The sequence below is a fragment of the Pantoea sp. AS142 genome, assembly GCF_037152305.1.
Classification (GTDB): domain Bacteria; phylum Pseudomonadota; class Gammaproteobacteria; order Enterobacterales; family Enterobacteriaceae; genus Pantoea.
Window position 1 is genome coordinate 288,829 of sequence record NZ_JBBCMO010000003.1, and the last position, 26,609, is coordinate 315,437.

24 protein-coding genes and 5 pseudogenes are annotated in these 26,609 nt (G+C 49.1%); 10 read left to right on the forward strand and 19 right to left on the reverse strand.

Going from position 1 to position 26,609, the window contains the following annotated elements; genetic code table 11:
* Window positions 1-2 precede the first annotated feature (2 nt).
* The gene (locus tag WFO64_RS09310; protein ID WP_337010984.1) at window positions 3-1,181 is read right to left on the reverse strand and encodes an NAD(P)/FAD-dependent oxidoreductase; all 1,179 of its coding nucleotides are present in this window, start codon (window positions 1,179-1,181) and stop codon (window positions 3-5) included.
* Between the two features lie 93 nt (window positions 1,182-1,274).
* On the reverse strand, window positions 1,275-2,504 hold the full coding sequence (zigA, locus tag WFO64_RS09315; RefSeq protein WP_337010986.1) for a zinc metallochaperone GTPase ZigA: 1,230 nt from the start codon (window positions 2,502-2,504) through the stop codon (window positions 1,275-1,277).
* A 117-nt stretch (window positions 2,505-2,621) separates the two neighbouring features.
* Between zigA and WFO64_RS09320 the strand changes: the two genes are divergently transcribed.
* A complete protein-coding gene (locus tag WFO64_RS09320) occupies window positions 2,622-2,960 on the forward strand; it encodes a hypothetical protein (protein ID WP_337010988.1) in 339 nt (112 codons plus the stop codon).
* On the opposite strand, the gene WFO64_RS09325 is transcribed toward WFO64_RS09320, so the two are convergent.
* On the reverse strand, window positions 2,961-3,509 hold the full coding sequence (locus WFO64_RS09325; RefSeq protein ID WP_337010990.1) for a helix-turn-helix domain-containing protein: 549 nt from the start codon (window positions 3,507-3,509) through the stop codon (window positions 2,961-2,963).
* 111 nt (window positions 3,510-3,620) lie between these two features.
* Between WFO64_RS09325 and WFO64_RS09330 the strand changes: the two genes are divergently transcribed.
* The 3 genes from WFO64_RS09330 to WFO64_RS09340 all read left to right on the forward strand — a co-directional run bounded on the left by WFO64_RS09330 (window position 3,621) and on the right by WFO64_RS09340 (window position 5,084).
* A complete protein-coding gene (locus WFO64_RS09330; RefSeq protein WP_337010992.1) occupies window positions 3,621-4,289 on the forward strand; it encodes an AzlC family ABC transporter permease in 669 nt (222 codons plus the stop codon).
* Window positions 4,286-4,609, forward strand: coding sequence for an AzlD domain-containing protein (locus WFO64_RS09335; protein WP_337010994.1), 324 nt, complete (start codon window positions 4,286-4,288; stop codon window positions 4,607-4,609). Before WFO64_RS09330 ends, WFO64_RS09335 begins: the two co-directional genes overlap by 4 nt.
* 301 nt (window positions 4,610-4,910) lie before the next feature.
* On the forward strand, window positions 4,911-5,084 hold the full coding sequence (locus tag WFO64_RS09340; protein ID WP_337010996.1) for a cation transporting ATPase C-terminal domain-containing protein: 174 nt from the start codon (window positions 4,911-4,913) through the stop codon (window positions 5,082-5,084).
* A 20-nt stretch (window positions 5,085-5,104) separates the two neighbouring features.
* On the opposite strand, the pseudogene WFO64_RS09345 reads toward WFO64_RS09340, so the two are convergent.
* The 3 genes and pseudogenes from WFO64_RS09345 to WFO64_RS09355 all read right to left on the reverse strand — a co-directional run.
* Window positions 5,105-5,504 (reverse strand): annotated as a pseudogene (locus tag WFO64_RS09345) (AI-2E family transporter); the annotation flags it as partial.
* Between the two features lie 10 nt (window positions 5,505-5,514).
* Entirely contained in the window at window positions 5,515-6,852 is a 1,338-nt protein-coding gene (locus WFO64_RS09350; RefSeq protein ID WP_337010998.1) for an NAD(P)/FAD-dependent oxidoreductase, read from the reverse strand.
* 319 nt (window positions 6,853-7,171) lie between these two features.
* Window positions 7,172-7,780: a dTMP kinase gene (locus WFO64_RS09355; RefSeq protein ID WP_337011000.1), complete on the reverse strand. Its 609-nt coding sequence runs from the start codon at window positions 7,778-7,780 to the stop codon at window positions 7,172-7,174.
* A gap of 488 nt (window positions 7,781-8,268) precedes the next feature.
* Between WFO64_RS09355 and WFO64_RS09360 the strand changes: the two genes are divergently transcribed.
* Both WFO64_RS09360 and WFO64_RS09365 read left to right on the forward strand, forming a co-directional pair.
* Complete coding sequence (locus WFO64_RS09360; protein WP_337011002.1) at window positions 8,269-8,913, forward strand: LysE family translocator; 645 nt, start codon at window positions 8,269-8,271, stop codon at window positions 8,911-8,913.
* Between the two features lie 926 nt (window positions 8,914-9,839).
* The gene (locus tag WFO64_RS09365; RefSeq protein ID WP_337011004.1) at window positions 9,840-10,313 is read left to right on the forward strand and encodes a hypothetical protein; all 474 of its coding nucleotides are present in this window, start codon (window positions 9,840-9,842) and stop codon (window positions 10,311-10,313) included.
* Between the two features lie 194 nt (window positions 10,314-10,507).
* On the opposite strand, the pseudogene WFO64_RS09370 reads toward WFO64_RS09365, so the two are convergent.
* From WFO64_RS09370 to WFO64_RS09420, 11 genes and pseudogenes are all read right to left on the reverse strand, one after another.
* Window positions 10,508-10,903, reverse strand: a pseudogene (locus WFO64_RS09370) (VOC family protein).
* A 512-nt stretch (window positions 10,904-11,415) separates the two neighbouring features.
* Window positions 11,416-12,363, reverse strand: a complete 948-nt coding sequence (locus WFO64_RS09375; RefSeq protein ID WP_428984794.1) for a fimbrial protein — start codon at window positions 12,361-12,363, stop codon at window positions 11,416-11,418.
* A gap of 17 nt (window positions 12,364-12,380) precedes the next feature.
* A pseudogene (locus tag WFO64_RS09380) lies at window positions 12,381-12,818 on the reverse strand (fimbrial protein); the annotation flags it as partial.
* A 78-nt stretch (window positions 12,819-12,896) separates the two neighbouring features.
* Window positions 12,897-13,421, reverse strand: coding sequence for a fimbrial protein (locus WFO64_RS09385; RefSeq protein ID WP_337011008.1), 525 nt, complete (start codon window positions 13,419-13,421; stop codon window positions 12,897-12,899).
* Between the two features lie 21 nt (window positions 13,422-13,442).
* Window positions 13,443-16,034 carry a fimbrial biogenesis usher protein gene (locus WFO64_RS09390; protein ID WP_337011009.1) on the reverse strand — a complete coding sequence of 864 codons (2,592 nt, stop codon included), beginning with the start codon at window positions 16,032-16,034 and terminating at the stop codon, window positions 13,443-13,445.
* A gap of 97 nt (window positions 16,035-16,131) precedes the next feature.
* Entirely contained in the window at window positions 16,132-16,803 is a 672-nt protein-coding gene (locus WFO64_RS09395; protein ID WP_337011056.1) for a fimbria/pilus periplasmic chaperone, read from the reverse strand.
* A gap of 474 nt (window positions 16,804-17,277) precedes the next feature.
* Entirely contained in the window at window positions 17,278-17,463 is a 186-nt protein-coding gene (locus WFO64_RS09400) for a hypothetical protein (RefSeq protein ID WP_337011011.1), read from the reverse strand.
* 51 nt (window positions 17,464-17,514) lie between these two features.
* On the reverse strand, window positions 17,515-18,063 hold the full coding sequence (fimA, locus tag WFO64_RS09405) for a type 1 fimbrial major subunit FimA (RefSeq protein ID WP_337011013.1): 549 nt from the start codon (window positions 18,061-18,063) through the stop codon (window positions 17,515-17,517).
* Between the two features lie 1,618 nt (window positions 18,064-19,681).
* Window positions 19,682-20,041: a hypothetical protein gene (locus WFO64_RS09410; protein ID WP_337011015.1), complete on the reverse strand. Its 360-nt coding sequence runs from the start codon at window positions 20,039-20,041 to the stop codon at window positions 19,682-19,684.
* Window positions 20,038-20,913, reverse strand: coding sequence for a glyoxalase III HchA (gene hchA / locus WFO64_RS09415; RefSeq protein ID WP_337011017.1), 876 nt, complete (start codon window positions 20,911-20,913; stop codon window positions 20,038-20,040). Before hchA ends, WFO64_RS09410 begins: the two co-directional genes overlap by 4 nt.
* Window positions 20,914-21,111: 198 nt before the next feature.
* Window positions 21,112-21,370: pseudogene (locus WFO64_RS09420) on the reverse strand (integrase core domain-containing protein); the annotation flags it as partial.
* A 382-nt stretch (window positions 21,371-21,752) separates the two neighbouring features.
* Between WFO64_RS09420 and WFO64_RS09425 the strand changes: the two are divergent.
* From WFO64_RS09425 to WFO64_RS09440, 4 genes are read left to right on the forward strand one after another with little or no spacing between them, the layout of a single operon-like run.
* A complete protein-coding gene (locus tag WFO64_RS09425; protein WP_337011058.1) occupies window positions 21,753-22,745 on the forward strand; it encodes an ABC transporter substrate-binding protein in 993 nt (330 codons plus the stop codon).
* Window positions 22,742-23,770: a FecCD family ABC transporter permease gene (locus WFO64_RS09430; protein WP_337011019.1), complete on the forward strand. Its 1,029-nt coding sequence runs from the start codon at window positions 22,742-22,744 to the stop codon at window positions 23,768-23,770. The genes WFO64_RS09425 and WFO64_RS09430 overlap by 4 nt, the downstream gene beginning before the upstream one ends.
* 2 nt (window positions 23,771-23,772) lie before the next feature.
* Complete coding sequence (locus WFO64_RS09435; protein ID WP_337011059.1) at window positions 23,773-24,528, forward strand: ABC transporter ATP-binding protein; 756 nt, start codon at window positions 23,773-23,775, stop codon at window positions 24,526-24,528.
* A gap of 35 nt (window positions 24,529-24,563) precedes the next feature.
* Window positions 24,564-24,806 (forward strand): DUF1289 domain-containing protein, encoded by a 243-nt coding sequence (locus WFO64_RS09440; protein WP_337011021.1) that lies wholly within the window; start codon window positions 24,564-24,566, stop codon window positions 24,804-24,806.
* 188 nt (window positions 24,807-24,994) lie between these two features.
* Here WFO64_RS09440 and WFO64_RS09445 read toward each other — a convergent pair.
* Window positions 24,995-25,587: pseudogene (locus tag WFO64_RS09445) on the reverse strand (tyrosine-type recombinase/integrase).
* Window positions 25,588-25,963: 376 nt separating this feature from the next.
* Window positions 25,964-26,242: a hypothetical protein gene (locus tag WFO64_RS09450; protein ID WP_337011023.1), complete on the reverse strand. Its 279-nt coding sequence runs from the start codon at window positions 26,240-26,242 to the stop codon at window positions 25,964-25,966.
* Between the last annotated feature and the right edge of the window lie 367 nt (window positions 26,243-26,609).

Below are 26,609 nucleotides of genomic sequence, written 5' to 3' on the forward strand. Positions count from 1 at the left end.
CGTTACTGCGCTGCCGGAAGATAAGCGGGCGCTGTTTTAGCTACCGCATTGAGCGGACTCAGCAACCGATGCGGTGCAAACGCACTTAGCATTGGTGAGCCTGTGCCGCTCAGCATCTCCTCAGCGACCAGCCTGCCCAGCAATGGGGCGAGGGTCATGCCGCTATGACTGACCATGAGATAGATGCGTGCTGACTCACTGATATATCCCAGTGCTGGCAATCCATCTGACGGCCGCGACCGCTGTCCTGTGGCAATACACTCAATCCTCGCCCCTTCCGCGTTATTAAATAGCCTGTGCAATCGTCGCAGCATCTCTTTGCCAATCAGCCCATCAGGCGAGACCGGGCGTGCCGGATCGGCATGCTGGTCAAGATCCAGCGCCTGTAGCATCAGTCGGCCTGCGCCATCCGGCCGCACATTCAGTTCCGGGGTAATAAGATTGCAGTTGAGCTGGATAGGCAGAGGTTGCGTCTGCGCCAGAAAACTGCAGGCAACAGGATCGGCGCGGTTCGCATCTGTCATCGCCAATTCAAGTCCGCAATGGCTAAGCAGCTCAGTTGCCCAGCGACCCGTCGCCAGTATCAGCTGATCCCCGCGCCATTCAGCACCGCTGGCAAGTGTCAGATGCACATCCCGATCCGATTCAGTCAGCGTAGTCACCTCATTGTTGCAGACCAGCTGGCCACCACTGGCGCGCAGATCAGCCAGAAGAGAAGCGATAAACAGGCTCGGATAAAGCAGGCATTCCGAGGGAAAAAACCACGCCTGCTGAACGCGCGGATCAAGCCTTATTTCAGGCAGTGTGCTGAGCAATTCGGCGCGGTCACATATGTTGAACGGATAGTGAAGCGCGGCGAGTTTTGCCGCACGCTGCTCAATCTGGTGCAGGGTTGACTTGTCGGTCGCCCACTCCAGCGTGCCGGTTTCCAGCAACCACTGAGGTGATGCCGGATGGCTAGCCTGCCAGCGCTTATGCTCGTCTATCGCATGGGCATTGAGTTCATGATAACGGGCAGGTTCTTTGCCATTGGCGTTGACCCAGGCATAGCTGATCTGGCTGGTACCGCTGCCAGGATAGTTTTTGTCGAAAACGGTGACCTGTGCGCCCCGACGTGACAATGACTGTGCGACGGCTAAACCCAGCACGCCTGCACCGATTACGGCAATACGTTGTGGCATATCCGGCATCTCCAGAACAGAAATCAGCGGGCGATAGCCGCCCGCCGGGTCATTTCACTATTGCGGAGCCTAAGAGTGCAGTCAACCGTTCTGTCAGGCGATGATCTTATCGAACCAGGCGGGCACCGGATCGGCCAGGGTGATCCATTGCTCAGGGCCCGCAGCCATTTCCTGATGTGTCAGCAACGCATTATCCAGTGCGATACGAACGCTATTCTCATCCATCTCAATGCCGATAAACACCAGTTCCTGACGTGCATCACCGGTGCCTTCCTGCCATTGTTCAGCAATGAAATTGAGTGAATCCGCATCCTGTGGCCACTCCGTGCGCGGCACGCTGACCCACCAGCGCCCGGCATAACCCTGACGTGCCACCGCACCCGCCTGTGACCAGATTGCGGCATATTCGGGCCGACTGGCAAGCCAGAAGTAGCCTTTAGAGCGGATAACCCCGTCGAGCTGGTGGTTAACCACTTGCCAGAAACGCTGTGGATGGAACGGACGGCGGGCGCGATAGACAAAGCTGTGAATGCCGTACTCCTCTGATTCCGGCTGATGCTCACCGCGCAGGGTCTGTAGCCAGCCGGGTGACTGCGCTGCCCGGTCAAAATCAAACCGACCGGTATTCAGCAGGTACGTAAGCGGAACCTGCCCAAACTCACTGTTTACCATAAGAGCGTGCGGATTAAGCGCGCGCAGCATGCCCTGCAGCTGATGCAACTGCGCCTGGCTAAGCAGGTCCGTTTTGTTCAGTACCAGCAAATCACAGAACTCAATCTGATCCACCAGCAGATCAACCACTGAGCGCGCATCCTGCGCGCCGAGTGATTCACCGCGTGACTGAAGATCATCAACTGAACGGTAATCGCGCAGGAAGTTGAAGCCATCCACCACGGTAATCATGCTATCCAGCCGGGCGTAGGCCGACAGGCTTTCACCTGTTTCATCTTCAAACGTAAAAGTTTCAGCAACCGGCAGCGGTTCAGAAATGCCGGTAGATTCAATCACCAGTTGATCGAAACGACCGGTCTGGGCCAGACGTTTCACCTCCAGAAGCAGATCTTCACGCAGCGTGCAGCAGATGCAGCCGTTACTCATTTCGACAAGCTTTTCGTCGGTGCGCGACAGTTGCGCGCCACCGTTTCGCACCAGCGCAGCGTCAATATTAATTTCAGACATATCATTGACGATAACCGCAATCCGCCGTCCTTCGCGGTTGTTCAGAATATGATTGAGCAGGGTGGTTTTACCGGCACCCAGAAAGCCGGAGAGAACCGCAACCGGCAAACGTGGATCTTCGGATTCCAGAACTGATAGTGGCATACTGTCACCTGTGATGTGGGGTATAAGTTATGTTATAACATAACATTATCCTTCCCATTTTCAACCGGGAACGGTGTTTTTATATCGGGTATCAGAGACCGCCAAAAAGGAGAGGCAATGCAACAACTCACGCTTGTGCCGCGTCTGATGCCCGCCGTCAGAGGCGGTGAGAAAACCTCGACGTTACGTTGGCAGGAGGCCGAGATCGTCACCGGCCCGCTGAGACTAGTGAATCTGCAGGATGAAGCGGACACGGTAATAGTGTGGGTGACTTGCGTCGAGACGTTGTGCTTAAGCGAGGTCGCCACGAGACTGGGGAAAGAGGCAGAATGGCCGGATGCGGTGCTGCTGGAGGGGATGCGCGAGCACTATCCGGACATCAGACTGAGCAGTGAGGTGCAGCTGATTACTCACCTTACGCCTGCACAGACTCAACAGAGGCTCGCTGAGCCGTAATCAACTGTGCTCAATAACCAGCAACGCCAGCGTATCGGCTTCCAGCGCACGAAAGATATGCAGTTCATCGCCTGGATAGGTAATGTAATCACCCACGTCAAGCTGCACCGCACTGTCCACCGGGCCAACCAGCGCACGTCCTTTAGCGATAATAATATGCTCAATGGTATTGGGGATATGGGGCTGCGAAATGCGTTCGCTGCCGGGCTGAACCTCCAGCAGATAGATATCACGCCGTACGCCGGGCGGGCAGGATGCCAGTAAAACGGCCTGATAATCAGCGAGATCGGCGGTAACCGTCGGACCTTCTCCACGCCGAATTACCTGCAGACGACGCGCGTCCGGCTCCAGCAAACGTGAAAATGGAATGTTCAGCGTCACGCACAGCGACCACAGGGTTTCAATGCCCGGATTGCCATTACCCGCTTCCAGCTGTGACAGCGTAGATTTGGCGATCCCTGCGCGGCGCGCCACTTCAGCCAGTGAAAGACCTGCACGCTGACGTTCACGCACTAAGGCATTGGCAATAATGCTGATAGGGGTATTCAAACGCTCTCCTGATAACCTGAATGTTTTTTATATCGAACACAGCGTTCATCTTGTAAAACACTGCCGCCCTGTTCATTATATCGGATTATACGTTCATTATGAGACAGAGTGATGCTTTTTCCGCAAATGCAATGGCTGGACAAAGGGGTGAACAAAGCGATTTTTCTGGTCTGCCTGGCTGATGGCATTGTCGGTTTATCCTATGGATCGCTGGCATCTGCCGACGGGTTTCCGCTCTGGGTACCCCTGGCGCTGTCAACGCTGGTGCTGGCGGGGGCATCGGAATTCCTGTTTATCGGCATCGTGGCTGGTGGCGGCAGTCCCTTTACCGCCGCCGCAGCGGGCCTGTTAGTGAACGCGCGTCACCTGCCGTTTGGCATTGCGGTTAAGGATCTGGTGGGGCAGGGCCCGTCGGGCTGGTTTGGCTGTCACATCATGAACGATGAAAGCGTGGTGTTTGGTATCTCTCAGCCGCAACTGGCTCAGCGCCGGAGTGCTTACTGGTTGTGCGGCATCGGTATCGGCTTAATATGGCCGATAAGTGTCATGACCGGGGCGGCGATCGGCCAGTTTATTCCTGATGTCTCGGTAATTGGACTGGATGCGGTATTTCCGGCAATCCTGGTCGCCCTGATCTTTCCGGCGCTGCGCCAGCGCCGCACCCGGCTCCCTGCGATCGTCGGCGCGCTGCTCTCATTGCTGGCAACGCCACTGGTTCCGCCGGGCATGCCGGTGCTGTTTTCGCTGCTGGGCCTGCTGACATGGAGATCACGCAAATGACAGATCAGACAGTGATTATCGCCGGGATTGCCCTGCTGGCCGCCGGAACATATCTGATGCGGTTTGCAGGGGTCAGGCTGGGAAACCGTCTGCCGCTCAGCGAGCGCACCCAGCAAATGCTCTCCGACGCTGCCACGGTTTTGCTGCTGGCGGTGGCGGCGACTACCACGCTGTTTGAAGGCCAGCATTATGCTGGTGTGGCACGGGCGGCGGGTGTGGGCTTCGCCCTGTTACTGGCGTGGCGTCGGGTGCCGCTGATTGTGATTATTCTGGGGGCGGCAATGATGACGGCGTTATTACGTTTTCTCGGCGTGCCCTGACGCTGCTGTGCCCTGACGCGGCTGTGCCCTGACGCTGCAAGTCACCCCGGCTATCTGGGGGTACGGCGGGCCAGCGGTGTGGGACACTGACTTTCTTTTCGCCGCGTTCAGCGACTTCTTTGCGGCGACATCCTCGCTGAGCTGGAGGCCTGGCTGCAACCGCGTGATTACAGTGCCGAATTTGTCCGTACCGGGATGCTGCAGAGGCTGATTAACGCGCAGTGAGCTTACATGCATAACTGCCGTAACTCTGACGGCTTCTCACGATCGCGGTCTGCTGAAAAATCGCAGAATCTGGCTGGTGACGCTGTTACGGATTGTTCTTAAGGCGATCATTGTCTATATACTCTTAATCAACACGCTGTTAGGTACCCATCCACTGCCGATTAACTACTGGCTGATTTCACTGATTGTCAGTATGGCGATCTTTAGGGTGGTCGAGATTGAAAATGCCTTACCCGCTCCTGGCAAGTGAAGACGCCATCACTGGGCTGATTAAGCCTTCGGAGCCTGCTGCGGACAACTCGCCAGCAGGACCTTCTTAATCAGATAGGTCTTTGGAATGGTCAGTATCCCGACCATGATGCCCAGTAGCGCCTGCCAGAACTGAAACGCCAGCAGTTGCGTAGCTATCGCCAGATTCAGTTGCTTGCCTATAAACAGCGTTTCTATCACCGAACTCAGGCAGAGTTCAGCACTAAAACGAATCCTGCTACCGTCAGTGCAACCTGCAAATCGAACATGATGTCACTTTGAATTACCGGCGGTATGGCGGCCAAAAAGAGCCACTAACCGGGATGTAATTAAAGATGAACATCAGCACGCCCCAGAAAAAGGCAAACTCCGGCCCGAGCAGATGCGCACCGACGCCTGCCATTAAGCCGACAAGAATGCTGATATCGTCCTCAGCCTTCAGGAGACGCACCGGGGTTTACTTCTTTACGCCCCAGATAACGCTCTTTCATCAGCGAAAGCGCAATGCCGACATCCAGCGCTGGCGACGGTGGCATAAAACTGGCTTTGCCCAACGACAACATATCCGCAATACGCGGATTATCCTGCTTCATGATGAAATCAGCCAGCAGGCTGCCCGCCACGGTCTGTTTTGAAACACCCGCGCCGTTACAGCCGCCCGCAGTGCAGATATATTTGTTTAGCCTGCCCCATTCCGGCGCGCCGTTTCGCGTGACGCTGATAATACCGGACCAGGTGTGGGTGATTTTTACCTTCTTCAGGGTCGGATAGACTTTATTAAATAAGCGCTGATGCAGTTGAGTCGCCTGATAAGTTTGGGCGGCATTCACCTGACCCTTAAGTGCGGGTATCACGTGCTGACGAATCAGAAAACGGCGGTCAGAAGTAAAACGGAAGGTTGCTCCGGCAATCGCATTCACTGGTGTAAGTCCCCAGTTCTCCATCGGGGGCAGGGTAGCCAGTTGTTCATCCGTCAGGGGATCAGTAATACTGGCGAAGGTGGCCATTAAAGCCTGACGCGAAAGTCCTGGACGTAGCTCTGGCGATAATGCATTGGTGGCCAGCATTACGTCTGGCGTTTTAATAACCCCAAATGGTGTCAGCACCTCAGCCATGCTGCCATAACGAATACCCAGTACCGGCGTATTTTCAAAACGTTGCACATTTTCAGGTAAATAATGGTTCAGCCCGGCAACCAATTGCGCCGGATTAACCAGCACACAGCCGGGGGTAAATATCCCTTTGCTGTAAAAGCGTGTGCCGAGTTTCTGATACAGCTCTTCCCTGTCTGACATCTGCCATGGCTCATCCATGAGATCGAGGTGGCTGGCATACGTCTTTAAAATACGATCGTTACCACGCTCAGCCTGGCAATGATATTTACCAACGTTTTCCCAGTTGCACTGAAGATTATGTTGAGAAATAACCTTCTCCAAATGACGAATGCCTTCCTGAAGCAAATTACGGTAAGCATTGGCTTTTTTTAACTCGGCGGTAGAACTGCCAATATTATGAGGCAGGCCGATGACAAACCCGGAATTGCGTGCCGATGCGCTTTCCCGTGTGCTGTGTGCATCGACGATGATAATTTTCAGGCCGGGATTAATTTCCGTCAGGCGGCGCGCAAAGGCGACCCCTGCAAATCCCGCCCCGACAATGACCCAGTCGGCAGTGATATCACCTTGCAGTGCTGGTTGTGGCGGAAAACCATGCTCACCCGCAGGCCAGCCCAGTTGATTATGATTGAATGGTATCGATGCGTAGCGCAATTCCCTGTGCCTTATCTGAAAAATAAAGCCGTTTTATAAGGGCAAGCAGGATGTTTGTGCCAGCGGTAAACCGACTATTGTTGATTTCCGACAAGTAAAATTCTGGTGGATGATTTTACTGAACAGTTAAAGACGGCGTGGATTGGCGCAGAGAAAGGTATAACGCGCTCGTATATTTTGTGGTGTCAAAGAACGGAAACAGTACTCTTCAGACGCAATATCGTTAAAGGTCCCATTTGGGGAGTAATTCTAGCCGGTCAGGCGATTTACCCGCGACCTGCGGAGGACAATCAGCCATAATAACCGATGTTCTGGAGCATCATAGCACTCTGCAGATTTCAGCCACGACCTGCATTGTTGCTTCCTCAATGCTTCCCTCATTGCGGCATAAAAACCAGTCGTGGCTGGCAATTTCCTGCTCGAACGCGCTGGTGCAAGCGACATGTTCTTCCAGCTTGTGAATTACCGTACTCCCCAACCCACGCGATCGTGCTGCGGCTCTTGCCCATGAAACGTGAGGCGCAGTGACAACCCCGACATGCAGGTCTGGTACTCGTACGTTGTGATCAATGTTGAGCTGCAAAATCTCTGCAAAGGGAATCATCCGGCGAAACGCAGCGTCCGACGGATACCAGCGATCCATGAGGATAATGCTGCCTGGTGACTGTTGAGTTAGCACGTTCTGTGAAATCCATGCACGACTGACAGCAAAGCGTGCACAAATTTCCCGTTCCAGATCCACGGAGGGATTTCTGGCAAGCCTGTTAACCAAAGACATTGTTTCCGCCCTGAAAGGATCGCTATTTTTCTCGCTAAGTCGTATCACCTTCCTGTTGTCCGCCCTTAGCGCGTGCGTAATGGCTTCCAGCAGGGTGGTTTTACCGGTTCCCTTGGGCCCATCCAGAGAAACAAACAGCTGACGACTCATGGCTGGAATGACGATTGAGCCAGTATTTTTGCAAAGCGGACATCGGCTAAAAGCATCTCATTTTTCCTGGTTTGAGTCGCTGACCTTACGTCGTTCGCTGGCGTCTGACGCATCTGTGCGAACAAAACTCTTAAAACAGACACTGATGAACACGCTGGAAACAACCCAGACTTGCGTGCTTATAAGCCCTTTTTAAAGAGGTCCTATTTCCACCGTGGCAGAGAGTGAGCTTAACATGCTTGAAGCAGTACGGACGTAGGTATGTTCGCTTCTGGCACAAAGCGGACTGATGTTTAGGTCAATGTCTGCTGTGAGCGAAGAGCGGACCTCCGGTGTTAAGCAGCATTTCATCTGAGAGTTAGTTGGCGGCTGCCGAAAATAGAATATCAATTATGCTAGTGAGGAGAGGCCAGCAAAATTCTTGAGCTGGAAAATTAAGTGTTATACGGTTGGATTAATATTAAATTCCAAAGACATCTGAGGTCGCCATGCTGGATATTACAAATTTTGGACTCTTTGCCTTTTCAGTTTTTTTGCTTTCTGTAACTCCCGGACCTGATATGGCTTATGTCATTGGACAAAGCGTTGCTAACGGCCGTCGCGCCGGTATTGTCTCAGCTTCTGGAGTAGCGTTAGGAAGTTGCACACATGCGATTGCAAGCACTTTAGGGCTGACTGCCCTCATCACTGCCTCTCCTGTTATGTTTACCGCGATTAAGTACATTGGAGCGAGCTATCTGATGTTCCTGGGTGGAAAAATGTTGTTAGGAACATTCAAAAGAAAAAAGGACGGGGGAGATGTCACACCCCAAAACTCCAGGAAGGTAAGTGCCTGCAGGCTGCTGTCCAGGGGGTTCATCACGACATTAACTAATCCCAAAGTGCTCCTTTTCTTTATTTCATTTTTCCCTCAGTTTGTCACGCCGGAAGGCGAACAACATGCGGCATCCTTTCTGTTACTGGGATTAACTTATGCGTTTATAGCTTTTTTGACCGATGTGACATTTGCCATATTAGCTGGCAGCACGGCAGGCGCTGTTGCAGGTAACCGAAAGCTACAAAATTTACTGGATAGAATTGTGGGTGCTACATTCATTGCATTGGGCATAAGGCTAGCCTTAACCCGCCGGTAAATATATTTTCATCATTTTAAACATAACACCCTCTTAACAAACCCCGCTCACAGCAAAAATTCCGAACCATCAATCAGAATCAAACATGCGGGTTCATTACCCGCTGTTTGAGTCAGAAAATCTTTTGCCGATAGTGATGTTCAATGATCCCTATCCTTGTGAAACAAATATGAAGAAATCCCTTTATTGTATTCCCTGACAAGCAGGCAGGGTGCCAGCAACGCCAGATATCCGTAGAGCACAGCCGTTGGCAGCCTGGTGAAACTGTCATACACGGCGAGATCCAGCAGTGCCTTTGCACCGCCACATTTTGCAGTCATTACACCTCTTTACTGCCCAGATAGTCGTTTTCTGTTCTGGAGTGTAGTCAATGCGCATTCTTTGTTTCATGGCAATATCCTCCCTTCTTTAAGGATAGCGTTGCGTCGACCCGTTGAACCTACAGCACAAAGTGGACTGACATCACGCTAATGCTCGCTATGAGCAAAGAGTGGACGTTCGGCATGATTTCTTCCTGGTGAACAGTCATGCCATTTAATGCAGCAAGCACGTAGCCGCTCGTCCTGACGGCCATAATCCCAGAGGGGTATCGCTGAGATTTTGTTCGGCAATTAAGTGCGGTCCGCATTCTTGAGTCTCCCGCTTCCCTCATTTCTGCTGTCTCAAACCGTTCATCTATACTGAGTATTGCAGTGGTCATTTGCACAGGAGGCCGCGCCGCAGTCAACATTTTCATTCTGCTGGCAAAGTAAGACGTGCATCGGCTGCAAAATCCTTATGGCATTGCAAGATGCAACCCAGCGCTCAAAGGAAAAGCGTTTAAATAACGTGACCGTGTAAATGCGTTAATTAAACAGAATGTTCCTGGCTTACACCCCAATAAAGCTTAAAAAATAATAAACTTCGATTTATCCGGGAGATAACTAATGAAAATAACTGAGTTTGTTTATTCTGCCTTAATTGGCTTTGTCGCCAGCTGCCGTTCTATGACGCCGATGGCGGCCCTCGCTGCAGCACGCCTTGCCAGACGCGACACATCGGGCAAACTCCTGCTACTGGACCGTCCGCTTTTCAAATACGGTGCGTTAGCGATGGGGGTGGGTGAGCTGTTTGGCGACAAGATGAAATCAGCGCCAGACCGTACCGTGTTTTTGGGCTTGTCAGCACGTGTGGCCAGTGCAGGAATTGCGGGCGCTGCGTTGGCACCCAGCGGAGAAGAAAAAACCGGGGCAGCGATTGCGATCTCTGCCGCTGTGCCACTTGCCTATGTCACACTTGCGGCACGCAAAAAAGCCATGGCAGGAATGGGGCAGACCAGGAGTGGCATGATTGAAGATACGTTAATCGTCGCTATCGGAGCAGCGGTTGTCTTCTTCGCAACACGCTCAAATCGTAATTAAACGTACATAGTCTTCAAAGGATGTTATCGGCGAGCCATTAGTGGGTCGGTGACGGCTTATTGCACAAAGCGGATATGTGCATCAGGCAAAGTCCGCTTTGAGCGGTTTAACTCACAGCGAAAAGCGGACGTCAAAATCATTATGACAGGGTAGTTCTGCCACTTTAAACATAACAACTCGGCCGCAAAATAATCTCAGCGCTCGCCCCAGTGCATGTTTTGAATAACAACCCCGTATCCATCTATGTCATCGAAGGTAACGCCATTGCGGTCCCAGTCTGGAGGATGATTTAACTCTGGTAAAGCCAGCATCATCCATATTTTCACAGGTAATTCGCCAGCTATCTTTTTCAGGAATGTACAGAACCAGGAGATCTTCATGTGAGGGCGAAAGTATCACCGGATGATCATGGTACTGGGTAAACTCAAGGTGTCAGGATAAGCCGTTCAGTCCTAACATCTATCCGCTGAATCCATCGTGGTCAGTAAAACCACCGATTTTTTCTAACCAAACCCGTTACAGTACATTTTACAGCTTTTGCTGAGTGCACTGACAGGTCTGGCTATCTTCATGTGCTTACAGATCTCCATAGGTAAAACCCGATTGACTGAATACCCGAACATTGCTGTTTTGAAGTCCGTTAAAGCCGGACGTACCTTAAGGGTATCTGTCACGTGGACGCTATTTGGGAAAACAGCTTTTACAACAGGAATCCTCAAAAAATTTACGGGAATAAAACGGGTGTTCTTCCCCGCATATGTGCGTACAAGTCACATAGGGTTTTCATTATCACGAGAGCAAACGCCGAAACCCGGGCAGTGGGAATCTATACGTCTGTTTAAAATAGACTGAGATTTTTGATATTTTTCGTAGTCTCTTGCCTGGCGTTCAACCTCTTCCGGGGAAGAGTAGGATACGCATGAAGACAAAGATATAATCAGCACAAATAATAAAAACCTCATTTATTCACCTTCAGGAAGCGTAAGAGTGTGACTAAATTTATTTTAATTTTTAAATTAAAGCGTCGCGATGATATTTTAAGCGACTTTATTCTATTGAAAATTACACTGCTAATTGTAGTAACATAAAATTCCTGTGTATTTCACTCGTAGACGAAGGTCACGCCAATAATTGACTGAACATTTCCTGCAACTACATGCCCGTTGGTGCGAGCATAGGATGCCGAAAGTCCAAGGCTAACAGGACTTGTTCCTATCGTTCCGAGAGAAACATTTTTGTGAGTGGCAATCGGCCCGTTATGGTTAGACAGCTTGACACCAATACCGGTTGCAGCATTGGATGATGACGTGTTGGTAAATATGGTGCTTGCCATATCTGCCGTCGTGCCTGTCAGGTAATAAGCCAGTTGTTGGTTCTGTCCACAATGCACAGTAAGCGGAACAGTAGCCGTGCCAGGGTAATCAGGAAGAGTCACTGTCACATTACGCGACGACACGTCGCAACCTCCTGTAGGAACTATAACATTGTTATTGGCATAAATATTCCAGGTGAAGTTTCTGGGATACCCTCCACCGAAAGTCGCTATCTTATACATTCTCATTACCGCTATTAGCTCACCTGATTTTACAGCCGTTCCTCCTGCCGCGCCTAAAGCAGTCAGATATAATTTAAAAGGCAATCCTTGGTAATGCGTTTTATTTATTACAACATCTCCTGTGTTTGTATTTAAAGGCATCGCGTATGTTTTGCCATTCCAATAAACTGTACCTCTAAAATTATCAAGAGCCCCCCCATATGCTGAACCATTCGTTAGTTTTATATAGTCGGTATCTATATTAGATGATGTCGAGTCGTTCTTGCATTCTATTTTACTTGATAAGTCGACAATGAGGTTTTGCCCCACGCCAATAGATGGCGTCAGATTAACGTAAACGTTAGCTGTTCCTGAGCTAACCGTTTGTCCGGTTGCACTAACTTTGCAGGTAAATGCGTTAGCTCCGGATGAATATGTCATCAGGTATACAGAAGCAAGGAGCACAATCCCTCCCTTTTTCTTCAGCGTTATTTTTAGTTTCGAAACCCGTGTCATTTAGTGACTCCTTCAGATTAGGCGTAAGTGTATGTGACATTAATCACGGCCTGAATGCTGCCTTGTTTGGCGTTGCCATTGACAGATAAGGCGCGGACCTGTAATGGCAGACTCGCTGACTGTGTTGAGTCATCAACCTGAACCGCTTTGGTTTTGCCGTTATTAAGGTTATTGCCACTGGTGTCCTGCAGTTCCAATTGAAGATTGGTTGCTCCGCCCTGGTTTTTGTAATATCCCGTGCTGTCCGTTGTACCCGTAAACGTTGCCCTAACTCTTGAGGTGCCTGTTGGGCAGTGGGTCAATTTCAGCGTAACGGGATACCAGGCCGAGCCCGAGCCGGCCTGTGCAAAATTGAACGAAAACAAATCACCCAGATCAACCATCGCCGATGGCGTTGATACGGTGCAGGGCTTGGCTACTACGCGTCCGTTGACCGTAATGGTCACATCCGTTGCATGCACGGAGAGGGTCGTCGTAAAAAGCACCATTCCCGTCAGCAAAAATCTTTTGATATTGGTCATTTCCAGGTTTCCTTACTGAAACTCCAGGGTGAAATTTGCCGTTGCTGTCACTGTCCCTGCCTTCACAGGCGCGCGCGTTGACATCAGGCGTGCATAAAAACCCAGCGTGTTGGACTGGCCCGCGGTCAGGGGCATCCACTTCTGGGAGTCCTGAGCGGCATTTAGCGAAATGGAAGTCTTGTCATGATCTAAAATCTGTACACCTATGCCACTTGCCGCATTTGTTCCCACATCTATCTTCAACAGGGTGGCGTTGTCGCTGTCAGAGGTCCCTGTATATCTCACTCGCACCGCCGTCACGGAATTGCCACATTTATTGAAGACAATCCTGAAAGGTACGGCGGGCGTAACAGCCCCCACCCGGTAAAATTGTGTCGCAGCATTGCTCAGCAAATCTACGGTAAAATCCTGAGAATCAACGGAAACCGAGCAGGTATTGTCTTTGAGGTAGCCTGTGATGGAGATCGTACTGTCCACCGCATGGGCATACCCCATAACCAAGGGCAGGGCAGACATGATTGAAAGGTATTTTCTCATTGCGTCATCATCTCCTGCTTATTACCGGCAAATGACAGAGGCGTAGCTTAAAGCCTGGTTTTGGCTGTCAGTCGGCAAACTGTAAGTCGCTGTGCAGCGCTCATTCTTATCGTTGCCCCACTTCACGTTGATGCTTCCTTTTGGCGCAAGACCCGTAAGGTAAACCAGCCCGCGGTCTGCCACGATGCCGCCTGATTTTCCATCCCCGTAAGAGGCTACAGAGCCAAACGGGACAGGCATGCCGTTCTTCGTCATTGTCATAAGAACCTTCAGCCCGACTTTGGCCTTGAAGTCTGCACGCACGACGGCACCCCGTGTCGGAACCACACTCAATATCGGCTCTTCCAGCTCGACGTTATTTGCCAGTGAGTTGGTATCCAGAGATATACGGTTCTCGCGGTAATCCATCGCATAGGGTAGAACGGCATAACCGCGCCAGTCCGTACGTACGCCTGTCTGATTCTCGACAGAAACGTTTTTCGCCCCCGGCGCCCTGATAAGCACCATGGTGTCATTGAGCGGCTGGCTGAAGGTGACACCATTTTCATGCGCAAGCACGCCACCACTGACACCGTAGTAGACCTGCTTAGCGTCACCGCTGTGGCTGTAACCGACGTTGGCGTTTCCGTAAGCGCCACGGAAATTCAGTGCGGTGTTGCCCGTTGCGCGGGCGTGGCCATTACCGCCGCGGGTATAGCCCGATTGCACGCTATAACTCAGGTTGTTTTCCTCCAGAAGCGTACCGTAAACGCCGGCCGTATTGGTCGTATGTCCCCTGAAGTCTGTTGACGTGTTGTAACTGGCATTGGAATTTCGGAACACTGAACGGGTATCTGAGCGCATCCAGTGGCTGAACGGGATATTAATGTTGAAAGCAAGCAGCTGGTCTTTCTCGTCTGACCAGGCATTTTTGGCCAGGCTGTAACTCAGCCCCCAACTGATATCCTGAATGGTTCTGTTATAACCAATCTGGAGTTGTTCTTCGGAACGGCTTGTATTCCAGTAGCTTTGGTGACTGCCGGTTAAATATATTGTTGATGTTCGTCCAACCTGTTGCGACACCATCGCCTGAAGGCGGGCGCGTTTGCTATAGTTCAGATTGTAATAATCTGTCAGCTTTGGCCTGATATTCACGGTCCCCTCTTCACTAATTACGGTATAGCCTCTCATTCTTCGCCGTGCGGTATCAGCCAGAGAATAGGAGCCCCAGGTAGAATAACGGTATCCCACCAGCTGGAAATTGGTCCCCAGCTCATTGATCGATTTGTTGTAGAGAAAGCGCAGAGATTGTCCCTGATGTTTACTGCTGTCAGGCAGGACCGCATTCGCCTGCGTGATATCTGCAGATACCGCCCCGAGGTAACCCAAGTTTTTGCCTGCCCCGACGTTAAAGGCACGATAATCGTTTGATGCACGGGTTCCGCCATAGACTGTCCAGCCTTCGGGTAATCCCCAAAGTACCGTTCCCTGGAAAAAACCGGGCTTGTCTTGTTGTTCATTGCCACTGCGAAATTTCCCTGCCGTCACCGCGTATTTCACTTGGTCTTCACGCTGTAATAGCGGGACGGAAGAAAACGGGATGGTAAAGACCTGAACGGAGCCATCCGCCTCTTTCACCGTAACCTGAAGATCACCACTGTTTCCTGCTGCATAAAGGTCACGGATGGTAAATGCGCCAGCGGACACCGTGGTTTGATAAATCTCATATCCGTTCTGCCTGACCGATACGCGTGCTGTGCCACGTGCTATTCCGCGGACAATGGGCGCAAAGCCGCGTTGACTATCGGGCAACATATTATCGTCTGTGCCAACCTGCACGCCGCGAAAGTTGATACTTTCAAAGATGTCACCTGTCGTAAACCCGTCACCAATCGTCAGCCTTCCTTGCCAGAGAACAATGTCACGCTCAAGCCAGGTGTTGACATGTTGCCAGCGATTTTTGTTATATCCCCTGCCACTGCTGTATGCCCAGGTGGTGTTATCCCGCAGGCGCCACGCCCCCAGATTGAGACCCGCATGCAGATTGAGATAGGAATAATTGCGGGTTCCCCCGTCACGAGTCCGCATTTCACTGCCGGTATAATTGTAATTAAGTAAACCGGCAGTGATGCCGTTGTCCCAAAGCTCAGGGGCGATGTAGCCCCTCGCATGGTTCCCCATAAAAGCCTGAGGAATGCTGATGGAAAGACGCTGGCGACCAACATCGAATGCGCTTACGGCATCGGTGATAAGCCGTGTAAAGGGCACACACGCAGCACTCTTCATTACGGCAATATCCGGAATTTTCAGGGTATTGACGCCAAGTGAAGTCAGCTGGGAGCGCGTGAGACACGGTTCCAGCCTGGTACCGTCGTCGCTTTTATCAAAGGTGATATCTCGCGTTGTCACGTAACTGTCGTTCATATAGATGTCCACGCGATAGGTTCCCGGTGGTGCATCAAGTCCTTTTTCAAAACCAGACAGGTCAGCAATTGATATCGGGTCATCCGCCAGGAATCTGGGATTGAAGTAATTTTCTGAGTGCGCGGAAAATGTCGAAGACACCAGAATAAATACAAGCGATGTAAACGTAGTCTGGTTCAGAATCCACCCCCGGATGCGGTGATTTTTCATGTTATCCGTAGCTGCCCCATAATTCAGTTACGACTCACCCTCTCAAATACGCGGTATTTCATGGTGGAAACACATTGTTTGATTAAGTTTGAATTTACTATTGCAGTTTTTTTTTCATAAATGGGGTCAGCGCACCGTAATCATTAATAGTTCGATAAGAGATTCTCCTGCCTACATCCTCAGGTAATTTAACTGTCGCATATCCCAGTGGTGGAACCATGACGTTAGCTAATGCATGTGTGCCGGCATTCAGTTCTGCAATCGTCAAAAAGTAGGGTGTTGGATTATTAATAACCAGTGAATGTGCATGGCGTGTGAATGTCAGTTTATCCGGAGCTTGATCGGGAGGCATACTCAGTTTTTGGGGGCGATAAAACAACTTTATCCGGCTTGTTATCGAGAGTTGAAGCGTGTTTTCTTTCTTTTTTTCTTTATCCAGAGAGGGAATGGCTTTGACGTTAACCCAGAAAATACTCTCTTTATCCTCGGGCAATGAATTATTTGTGGCATCGATAATGCGCAGCGTATTTTCTTTTTTACCCTGCATGAGAAGCAATGGCGGAGTAATAACAAACAGGCTTTCTTTTTTACCATCTTCATTCTCGACCCAGGAATGAATTAGAAAGGTGTCTTTATCGTTACTGTTACTTACCCCAAGAGTGACTTGTTTCTGTTCTGCTGGGTAAACAATGCGTGTTGCACCAAGAGCCACGCCCGCTTCAGCACGCACATTAAATAAAATCACTGCCATAGCCAGTGTTTTTACCATGGAGTTACCGATTGTCTTCATTTTAATCTCGTTAATCTCTTTAAGTATAAAACAGGTGTTTTATTGTCTCTAACATATCCGTCTCATCTGAGAGAGACGCTTTATCTTTAAAAGTAAGAGTTTTACTGACATCTCAAAGAGAACCAGTGCTATGCATTCGCTGCTCCACCCATTACCTTATTCCCGGCAGAGCGATATTTAGCCAAAAGCTTAAGAAGACGCGTTTATCAGGTCAGTGTTTTTCGTAACTGAGTGTAGGAATTAACAGGGATGATTTCCCCTATCCTTTGTAAAGGATGATCCCGACCCCGAACGTAACTCCTTCACCTTCACCGACGGACAAAACATCAGGTTTTTTGCCATCTGCCACACCGTTAAGCAATATATGACGTTTAAATTGAAATCATACAGAGGTAAGGAAAATGGAACGGGATCGGCATCATTACTTAATAACCTGAATCGATTACTACATATTTAGCAATATGGATTCGTTTGCCTGTCGTCCACCTCAGTTGAGCAGGCACAGACAACCAATTTACCCTGAAAGCGCATTTGAACGCCGTGCGGGGTGACATTCCACTTAACCGGCATGGACGGACGATCGATGTGAAATGGGAAGGCTCCTTCTTTGATTTTTAGCATCGCTTTTTCCTCATTCATTACTGATATCAGCAGGCCTGCGACGGATTAAACATCCCTGTAGGGTATGCATCACTGATACTGAACTTTAAAGTTGGCGTTCGCGTTTGCAATACCTGGGGTAGCCGTTCCAGTGGCAATGTAACGCGCCTGGAAGGGGAGTACGTTGGTACCATCGGTCAGAGTCGCTGGGGTGCTGAATGATGCACCATCAAAAGATTGCGCCTTGCCTGCACTGTCCAGAACCTGTATGCCAACATTACTTGCACCGCCGGAGGCCGAGTTTTCCAGTGCCAGGGCAGTTGGATTATCAGCGCCGAGAGTCACGCCTGAGAATGCAATGGCAGCTTTAGACGCTACAGATGTGTCACAGTCATTCAGCTGAATGTTGAAGCCCACAGCAGGGCTGGTTTTACCTGCTTCGTTCAGAATGACCGTTTTTACTTGCCCCAGTTGAACGGTCTGATCAACTGAAGCTGCATCGACAGAACAGGCTGCGTTAACAACCTCGCCCCTAAAATGAATCGTACCACCATTGACAGTCGTCGTTGCTGCATAAGTAATACCTGTAGTAAGAAGTGAGCATAGTGTAATTATTTTAATGAATTGATGATTACGCATGTTAACCGCTCCGTTTGTTAAAGGTAATTAAAAATCGCCTAATGTTAAATGTTAACGTTTTAAGCACGAGTGACGGGAAAAAATTTCTGGCAGTGTGATCCGTTTTATTTTGCACATCATTCCTTTTACATTCAAAAAAATGACCATAACAAAATTGATCAAAAACGCCATCAATCTTGCCCCGACCCTGTGGCAGATCAATATACTATCAATTTAGTATTATTCGAAACATAAGATCGTAAATCTAATAAAAACAGCATAAAAAACTATTCAAGAGTTGGTTGAAATCATGAAAGATCGTTTATTTATTGTTGAGATCTATAATTTCAGAATATTATTTTGGTTGTCATTAACAAGTGTAATGATTTTGTAAGCGAGGAGAGTCTGGAACGGATTTTATTTCAATTCATGGTTTTTAACGCGTATTGCGTATTTTTTTTACAAAGCTGATCGATTCTGTAAATTAAAAATAAACAAATTGAGTTCGAAATGGCTGTGAATCTCCTATGAGATATCGTAATTACGACGTCTGGTGAAAGGCAAACCGTGAATTTATTGTAGTGTTAACGGGGGCAAATCAAAAAAATGTTGCGCTATTGTTGCTTGCCTTTACCACCCACGCAACATGGGACCTTGACGCCGGCGAAAAGCGTTATCTTGATGGTTCGCCTGCAGGACGAACCGGCAGGTGAGAGGGCGAATGGTCAGCATAATAGCGCGTCAGCCATTCTTTCCGGGAGCTTGTTTAGCTTCGTACAGATGCCTGCCACCACCGGTGGCAGGCATCTGTACGAGAGCTATCAATACGATAATGCAAACCAAACAGCAGAAAGCTTTCGGCCCAGAGACAGGGTCGGGTGAAACCACCAAAAAATAGCAACTTCCCCGCAGCACACTTAGCCAGAGATGCATCAGCCTCGATGACAATGCAATTGATTATCATTATCACTTGACAGGTTGGTTTTGCATTTGCAAACTATCGATTATAAAAGTTTCTAGCAATCTCCTTTAAGAAGGAAACTTATAATGAATTACAGGGCCCTTAATGACATTTTGGGTGTGGAATGTGAGGTAAAATTTGGCTTAACAGAGCCGGAGAATAAAGAGCATTCTACTGATATGTTGATGACTCAAAATATTCCTGATGTATTTAGAAAAAACAACCGAGAGAGTCTTGCAACAACAACCGAGAGCATAATGGTTGTAGCAGGAAAGAAGGACGTTACGGAAAATATAACTCAGGAAAATGTTGTCTGCCTATACCCCCCGAAGCACAGAAAAAAGTTTCGATGTAACCGATCTCGGCGCTGTCATTGGTTTATGGCTTGGGGGGATTCTCTTCTTTAAAGAATAGTTCTTACCTTTTTCTGGGTCAGATAAACTTCTGAATTGTTCTATATGGAAATATATATGTTTAAGTTAATAACATTATTTTGTTTATCATTCAACATCTTGAGTTGTACACCAGGCAAGATTGAAAGTAAGGAGTTTCATGAAAAAAATATTTTTGGTGATAATATGCGTGTTGGCGGTAGGTCAGAAGTGACGTGGTAAATTTTCGCTGTTACCGCAGCTGCGTGTAAAATATTTTTATTTCCGGGGCCTGCAAAAGGGTGTTTCATGCAGAAATTTCCGGCCCGCATGGGATACGGACCACGTTATACAGCTCCCCTTTATCAGAACTGATTTTGCGCCAGAAAAAGGGAGCACCGACCAGGAGTATATGCCGGGTCACCGGGCAGCGGCGCACGTAAGTTAAGGTATCCACGCTTTCTCCGTTACCGAACCAGACGCCTTCTACCCAATAAATATGTTTGACCGGCTCTTCTGCCGGTGCGGAGGCAGAGAACAGGACAAAACGGTCAAAACCGTACGGTTTGGCAAAGTTGCGAACCCTATCCCGGATAGCTAATAGTGAGCCGCTCTCCCCAATGGCGAGAGCGGCTAAAAAGGCCTCGTGGACGATGGCGCTATTCACCGAGCGGTAACGTGGGCCAGCAATGTCTCTGCAGCTAACTTGCCGAGGTTATTGGAAGCCAAAGGACTGTCGCCGGTCAATAAACGACGATCTTTATGGACCTTGCCTGTTATGTCACTATTGATGATTGTGACGCCTAGCTCGCTAAGGCGTTCGCCGACCAACCAAGGCATTGGGCCCGGAATATATCCGATATCGATATTTGCGCCGGTATCAAGTGCGTCAGGGAAAACGCAGATTTTATAACCGCGATACAAGAAGTTTTCCTTATCCTCACCCAAGCTTGCAGCAAGTAACCCGGCAGGCCCATGACATAGTGATATTACATAGCGGTCGTTTTCATGCGCCCAGAACAGCGCCTTTTTTACGTCTTCGCTGAAGGGAATATCGTTGAGTGCTCCATGACCACCTGGGATAAAAATGCCAATATAATTGCCCGCATCTAAATTCTGTACAACGTCAGTCAGTTTTTTAGGTTGTTTGAGTTGAAGGCGATATTTCTTATATGTGGCCTTGACTGCCTCATCTTCAGACGGGAATGCCCACATTTCAAGTTTTACCGGATCGCCTGATGGAGTTGCAACGTCGATTTCGAATCCGGCAAGATCCATGTGATGCATGGGTAATAACATCTCCACAGGATGGTTTCCGGTAGAGAAAAACTTTCCGTTTTGCATCATGAGATAGCGCTCTTGAGACGCAATCATCAATATCTTCCATTTCCCCCCCTTATAGGGAGCGGGATAGTAGGCACCGCTAAAATCCGTCTTTGCCGACGTGTATTTACTTAGGGAGTAAGGCGATGGAAAGAACGCATTATCTTCAGCAATATCAGGAACAGGATTACGATTTTCAGATACTAAGTTAGTCATGATGACCCTCTTATTTGATTTACTATTTACACTGCTTCTTTAGCTTAATTAATTATTGCAGCTTTCGCCATGATTAATTAAATTGAACATACACGCGGATTTCTTTAAGTACGATCGCAGCATGTTAAGTATCGAATCCTGCTGATTTGCCCCCAGTATTAAGCACAATAGTCAGTTAGTAATGTCGGTTTGTTTACCTTAATTTTTCTCATTTCCCCAGCCCGCTGCAAACTCCCCCTGGCGTCAGATAATTCAGTGAGGAATGAGGCTGACACTCGTTATATTCCTGCCGCCAGCCGTTAATGATTGTTCTCACGTGAACAATATCACTGAACCAGTGCTCATTCAGACACTCATCTCGAAATCGACCATTAAAGTTTTCGATAAACCCGTTCTGTATCGGCTTGCCTGGCTGAATAAGCCGAAGCTCGACGCCATGCTTAAAGGCCCACGGGTCTGGCCAGTAAAGTTTTAGAACAACTTTTAACGGAATCGAACGCTACCTGCCGCATTGATAAGCCCGAAATCCTAACATCAGCTACCGGCACAGAGCAGCCATAAGTAATACATAAATGGCTTACCAGCTTTTTTGATTCGGTCCGCATCAGGTTTGAAAGTAGTGGAAATCCCTAACTGCAGACCGTTGACGGATGATTGAGGGTGGACTTTTCAGACGTTTTTTTGCGAATTGCAGCTGAGAATACGGATGTAAAAAACTTTCAGGTTCCGGCCCATACTGTGCTGTCCTTCGACATTGACAGACGCCTTATTATTGTGCATATTGTTATGTTATAACATATCAGTGAGATGCCATAGTGAAATCTGCTTCTTTTCTTCTAATGTCCACAATATTTTTATTCCCTCTTGTCAGCCTGGCTGCCACTGACTATCCATTCACCGTTGAAAACTGTGGAGTTAAAGAGACGTTTAGTCATGCACCTTCACGCGTTGTAACCATTGGTCAGCATGAAACAGAACTTATGCTGGTGCTGGGACTGGACAAGAAAATTACAGGGACAGCCGTCTGGTTTGGTGCTCTGCCTGAAGAGCTAAAACAGCAGGGTAAAAGTCTTAAACGTCTGGCTGAAAATGCGCCTGGATTCGAAGCTGTTGCGGCTCAGCGCCCTGAGCTGGTGCTGGCCCAGTATAGCTGGCACATTGGGCCACAGGGCGAAGTCGGCACCCGGCAGCAGTTTGAACAGCTCGGTATCAAAACCTGGATATCGCCTGCTGACTGTAAAGCAAAAACAGTCACTGCGACTTCGAACGGTGATGGCGCACGTTCCGAACCTTACTCCATTGATAGTATATTTGATGAGATTACCGCAATGGCGCGTATTTTCGATGTTGCTGAACGTGGCGAAGCGCTGAAGCACAAGCTGTCTGAACGCATCGAAGCCGTTCAAAAGCGTGATCGTATAAAGGGCTCATCACCGCTTAAAGTTGTTTACTGGTTTTCAAGCGCCCGCCTCAAAGGAGATCCATGGGTAGCTGGCAATAAAGGTGCACCGGGCTGGATCAGTCAGACCCTCGGTCTGTCTAACATCATCGATTCAGATGAAGAGTGGCCTTCAGTGACATGGGAATACATCGTCAGGGCTCAGCCAGATATTATCGTCATTGCTGACATGGACAGACGGCTTTACCCAGCCGATGACGTGGAAACCAAAAAAAGGTTTCTGGAGACAGATCCTGTCACCCGTGAAATACCGGCGGTCAGACAGGGTCATATTGCAGTGGTTCCTGCGATGTCGCTTAATCCGTCCTTACGTAACGTAGAAGCGGCAGAGCTGATTAGTCAGCAGATTCATGCGTTCGACCAAGCCAGATGAAAAAGCATGCTGCTCTTTACTGGCGAAACGGCCTGATCATTTTTGCTGGCGTACTGAGTCTGCCTGTCATGATCGTGCTGGCTGCGTCTGTCGGCGATATGCCGGTAAGTTTTGCCACTACGGCTCAAGCAATAACGAATGGTTTAGGTATAACCTGCATTGATGTGCCTGCTGTAGAGGCCGGAATTATCTGGCAGTACCGTATGAGCCGTGCGGTGATGGCAGCCTGCAGCGGAGGAGGGCTTGCACTATGCGGGCTGGTTTTACAGTCATTGTTGCGCAATCCACTTGCCGATCCTTATTTACTGGGCATCTCTGCCGGTGCCTCAACCGGAGCCGTCTGTGTCATGCTGCTGGGTATTGGAAGCGGCGCGATTACGACAGGAGCCGGAGCGTTTACTGGCGCCTGTGTCGCTTTTTCGCTGATTGTAGTGCTATCGGGCGGCATGCGCGAAAACGCCTCACGCATCATCCTGGCGGGCATTGCCGGTACGCAACTGTTCAATGCACTGACCTCATACATTGTCAGTACGGCGGCAAATGCTGAACAGTCACGCGGCGTCATGTTCTGGTTGTTGGGCAGCCTTAGCGGTGTACGCTGGACTGACGCAATGCTGTCCCTTGTCGTAGTGGCAGTAGGGTTATTGATAGTGATCTGCTATGCCCGTTCACTGGATACGTTCAACGTGGGTACTGACGTCTCTGCAACACTTGGCACCCGTGTAATGCTGGTACGCACTATCTTACTGCTGACTACGGCTTTAATAACTGCCGTTATTGTCAGCGCCATTGGCGCTGTGGGCTTTGTCGGTCTGGTTATACCGCATATCACTCGCATTATAGCTGGTCACCGGCACCTCATCACAATACCTGTCGCGTTTCTAGCCGGAGGTCATTTCATGATTCTGGCAGACCTAATATCACGCACTCTGATCAGCCATCAGGTTTTACCCATTGGTGTGGTAACGGCCCTGGTCGGCGCACCTGTTTTTGTTCTGATTCTGTACCGAAACCGGGAGAAATGATTATGCATGTCGTGGTTGAAAAGCTGAGTGTGACACTCCAGGCACGTAACATTTTATCTGACATCAGTTTTAGTGCGAAGCGTGCGCAAACAGTGGGGTTGTTGGGTCCGAATGGATCAGGTAAGTCCACGCTGATTCGGGCTATGGCTGGCGTTCAGTCTTGCGCTTATGAGGGAGTTAAAATTGGCGGGATACAGACACGAAATCTGAGTCGGCGTCAGCTTTCCCGCTCGCTTGCTTTTGTAGCACAACATGCAGAGTCAGAGGCAGAAATGAGCGTGATTGATATTGTGCGACTTGGCCGTACGCCGCACCGCAGTGCCTTCTCGCCATGGCATCAGGCGGATGAGGATGCAGTTGAGCAGTCGCTCTCGATGATGAAACTCAATGCGCTGGCGCACAGGCCTTGGCATCGACTTTCGGGCGGAGAACGTCAGCGCTGTCAGATAGCCCGTGCGCTTACTCAACAACCGGATATTCTGCTGCTGGACGAACCAATAAATCATCTGGATATACAGTTTCAACTGGAGCTTATGCGACTCATCACCGCGCTGCCAGTAACCGTGATTGTGGCATTACATGATCTCAATTTGGCGGCGAGATATTGTCAGTATCTGGTGGTATTAAAAAAAGGACAGGTTGTTGCCGCCGGTGAGCCTGCCGACGTGCTGACTCCGTCGCTTATTCAGTCTACATGGCAGGTTGATGCTGTCATCAATAATACCCGACAGGGAACAATGAATATCCAGTATACCTGAAAAACAGCCGAAACCTTTTAACTAATGGGCAAGGAGTGCCTTCAAAATTCCAGAGGGTCAGAAAGCGACAGACTCGTTCTGTATATCAAGTTTTATCTGAGGAAGAATCATGCCAGCAAAATCCACCCTGTACTGGTATTTGTTTCTTCAGTAAAACAAAAGGCTGGTGCGAGGGCTGTGGTCGTACATTGCAGGAATCGTTTGAATGGCGAAAACTATCTTCTTTTCATCGGAACGGAGCTGCCTTTATGGCTAAAAATCCTTACCACAAGGCCTGAAGCGGATTAAAAATTCATCTGCTTTTCCTGGCACGCTCTGTGTGCGAATAAATGAGGCCGCTTTGCCAGGGTAGGTTCCTCGCAGCCGTTCTTATGACTGAACAGGTTTCAAAAATTAACTTTTCAATGAAATAATAATCCGTGAGTGTTCGCTTCTGGCACAGGGCTGCTATTGTAGCCCTCGCAAGTTAGACGTCAGTCGACTCAGAAATCTCCAAAACATCATTGACTTCAATACCAGGGTAACGAACTGTGCTTTCGCGTTTTTTATGACCCAACAGTAGCTGGAGCACCCTTAGATTTTTTGTAGATCAGATATGGTTTAGCTCTGCGCATAGAATGCGTACTGTAAAGCGAATCCTCGAGCCCTGACTTGTCAATCCAGCCATAAAAATACGTTTATATTGCCTGGTTGAGATGTGCCGTGAAGAGCCGACGCGGGACTGGAAAAGATAGTCACCACTGCGTAGTTGAGCCATTTTAATCCATGAAGCTACTGCCTCTCTGGTTCCTTTAGTCAATTCAAACTGAACAGGATCCCTGTTGTTAGCTGTAATACTGTCGCTCTGTCCGAAACAGATTGCCCGTAGACTACATCAGAAACCTTCAGCTTCACCAGATCACAGCCCCGAAGTTTACTGTCCAGAGCCATGTTAAACAAAGCCAGGTCGCGTACTTTTCCTTCCAGCTTGAGTTGGATGCGAATACCCAAGATATGAGATATCTGAAGAGGTCGCTTCTGACCAATGATACGGCTTTTGTTCCAGGGGGATATTGTCATTTTCAATCTCCATTCGATCAGGAGATATGATTATGGATGTCCCATATACGCGATCAGCAGACGTTCGAAATTGAGTCGCCATGGATGTTGCTAACATCGCGGTGTATTAGTCAACCGGGAACAGGTCAGCACAGTAAACTGCGCATCCGTTCACGGTTATTTGCGATGTTCAATGATGCTTTTGGGCATTCCGCCGGATAATAAGGCTAAAATCCGCGCTATTCACCCACGTGCATAGTCATGCAGACGAGCAGAAATCATCATGCGCGTTTTTTCACGACGCGGGCGGAGAAAAGGTGCCGGAAACGCCCCACTTACGTCATGATAGAGCTGAGGGCCGCTCCGGGGGAGCGGCCAAGAGGTGTTATGGTAAAGACTAAAACTCAACCCCATATGTTTCATTGGTTACTTCTCCAGTCATGGGGTCTTTCTTTACTTTTGAGTATTGGCGATATTTTGGTTCTTCTCTCCATTCTGGCTGGCCTTTTTTTCTTGTTTTACTTAGTGGTGAGCCATCAAAATCTGGTTTTGATGATTCTTTAGTCGCTAATTCTGGGGCAACAAAAGAAAATTTAGTTGAGAGAGGAAGATTTGCTAAAACAGGGAGTGAGAAAAATAAGCAAGTTGCTACAAGGATGACGTTTTTCCTATTCATTAGAGTCCTGTACCTGTCATTGGCTTTTTAGCGACAGCTGGTATTTTAATCTAAATGTGTTTTCAAATGAACCTACTACTGCAATGATTTACTTGAGATTGCTCTTGTCTATGCGTAATTTCATGCCTTGTAAACGAAAAAACCCCATGGCTAGGTGGTTTGATCGAAAGTTAAGTCAGTTGGGCCACCACTTCAAGAACTCTGTAGCATCGTCTACACATCTCGCTCTGCTAATCCAGTTACCAATGGCTTCTGTCAGTGGCGTTTTTGCGTGTCCGTCCGGATTGAACTCAAGATGATAGTTACCGGAAAGGGCGCCGCGGTCGGACTGAACGGGAGGACGTGCATACAGTCCAGCTTGGAGCGA

What these genes read in the sequence shown, in the direction of transcription:
- WFO64_RS09310 (WP_337010984.1), bottom strand. Translation starts at nt 1,181, where the DNA reads ATGCCACAACGTATTGCCGTAATCGGTGCAGGCGTGCTGGGTTTAGCC.
- zigA (WP_337010986.1), bottom strand. Translation starts at nt 2,504, where the DNA reads ATGCCACTATCAGTTCTGGAATCCGAAGATCCACGTTTGCCGGTTGCG.
- WFO64_RS09320 (WP_337010988.1), top strand. Translation starts at nt 2,622, where the DNA reads ATGCAACAACTCACGCTTGTGCCGCGTCTGATGCCCGCCGTCAGAGGC.
- WFO64_RS09330 (WP_337010992.1), top strand. Translation starts at nt 3,621, where the DNA reads ATGCTTTTTCCGCAAATGCAATGGCTGGACAAAGGGGTGAACAAAGCG.
- WFO64_RS09335 (WP_337010994.1), top strand. Translation starts at nt 4,286, where the DNA reads ATGACAGATCAGACAGTGATTATCGCCGGGATTGCCCTGCTGGCCGCC.
- WFO64_RS09355 (WP_337011000.1), bottom strand. Translation starts at nt 7,780, where the DNA reads ATGAGTCGTCAGCTGTTTGTTTCTCTGGATGGGCCCAAGGGAACCGGT.
- WFO64_RS09360 (WP_337011002.1), top strand. Translation starts at nt 8,269, where the DNA reads ATGCTGGATATTACAAATTTTGGACTCTTTGCCTTTTCAGTTTTTTTG.
- WFO64_RS09365 (WP_337011004.1), top strand. Translation starts at nt 9,840, where the DNA reads ATGAAAATAACTGAGTTTGTTTATTCTGCCTTAATTGGCTTTGTCGCC.
- WFO64_RS09375 (WP_428984794.1), bottom strand. Translation starts at nt 12,363, where the DNA reads ATGACACGGGTTTCGAAACTAAAAATAACGCTGAAGAAAAAGGGAGGG.
- WFO64_RS09385 (WP_337011008.1), bottom strand. Translation starts at nt 13,421, where the DNA reads ATGAGAAAATACCTTTCAATCATGTCTGCCCTGCCCTTGGTTATGGGG.
- WFO64_RS09390 (WP_337011009.1), bottom strand. Translation starts at nt 16,034, where the DNA reads ATGAAAAATCACCGCATCCGGGGGTGGATTCTGAACCAGACTACGTTT.
- WFO64_RS09395 (WP_337011056.1), bottom strand. Translation starts at nt 16,803, where the DNA reads ATGGTAAAAACACTGGCTATGGCAGTGATTTTATTTAATGTGCGTGCT.
- WFO64_RS09400 (WP_337011011.1), bottom strand. Translation starts at nt 17,463, where the DNA reads ATGAATGAGGAAAAAGCGATGCTAAAAATCAAAGAAGGAGCCTTCCCA.
- fimA (WP_337011013.1), bottom strand. Translation starts at nt 18,063, where the DNA reads ATGCGTAATCATCAATTCATTAAAATAATTACACTATGCTCACTTCTT.
- hchA (WP_337011017.1), bottom strand. Translation starts at nt 20,913, where the DNA reads ATGACTAACTTAGTATCTGAAAATCGTAATCCTGTTCCTGATATTGCT.
- WFO64_RS09425 (WP_337011058.1), top strand. Translation starts at nt 21,753, where the DNA reads ATGTCCACAATATTTTTATTCCCTCTTGTCAGCCTGGCTGCCACTGAC.
- WFO64_RS09430 (WP_337011019.1), top strand. Translation starts at nt 22,742, where the DNA reads ATGAAAAAGCATGCTGCTCTTTACTGGCGAAACGGCCTGATCATTTTT.
- WFO64_RS09435 (WP_337011059.1), top strand. Translation starts at nt 23,773, where the DNA reads ATGCATGTCGTGGTTGAAAAGCTGAGTGTGACACTCCAGGCACGTAAC.
- WFO64_RS09450 (WP_337011023.1), bottom strand. Translation starts at nt 26,242, where the DNA reads ATGAATAGGAAAAACGTCATCCTTGTAGCAACTTGCTTATTTTTCTCA.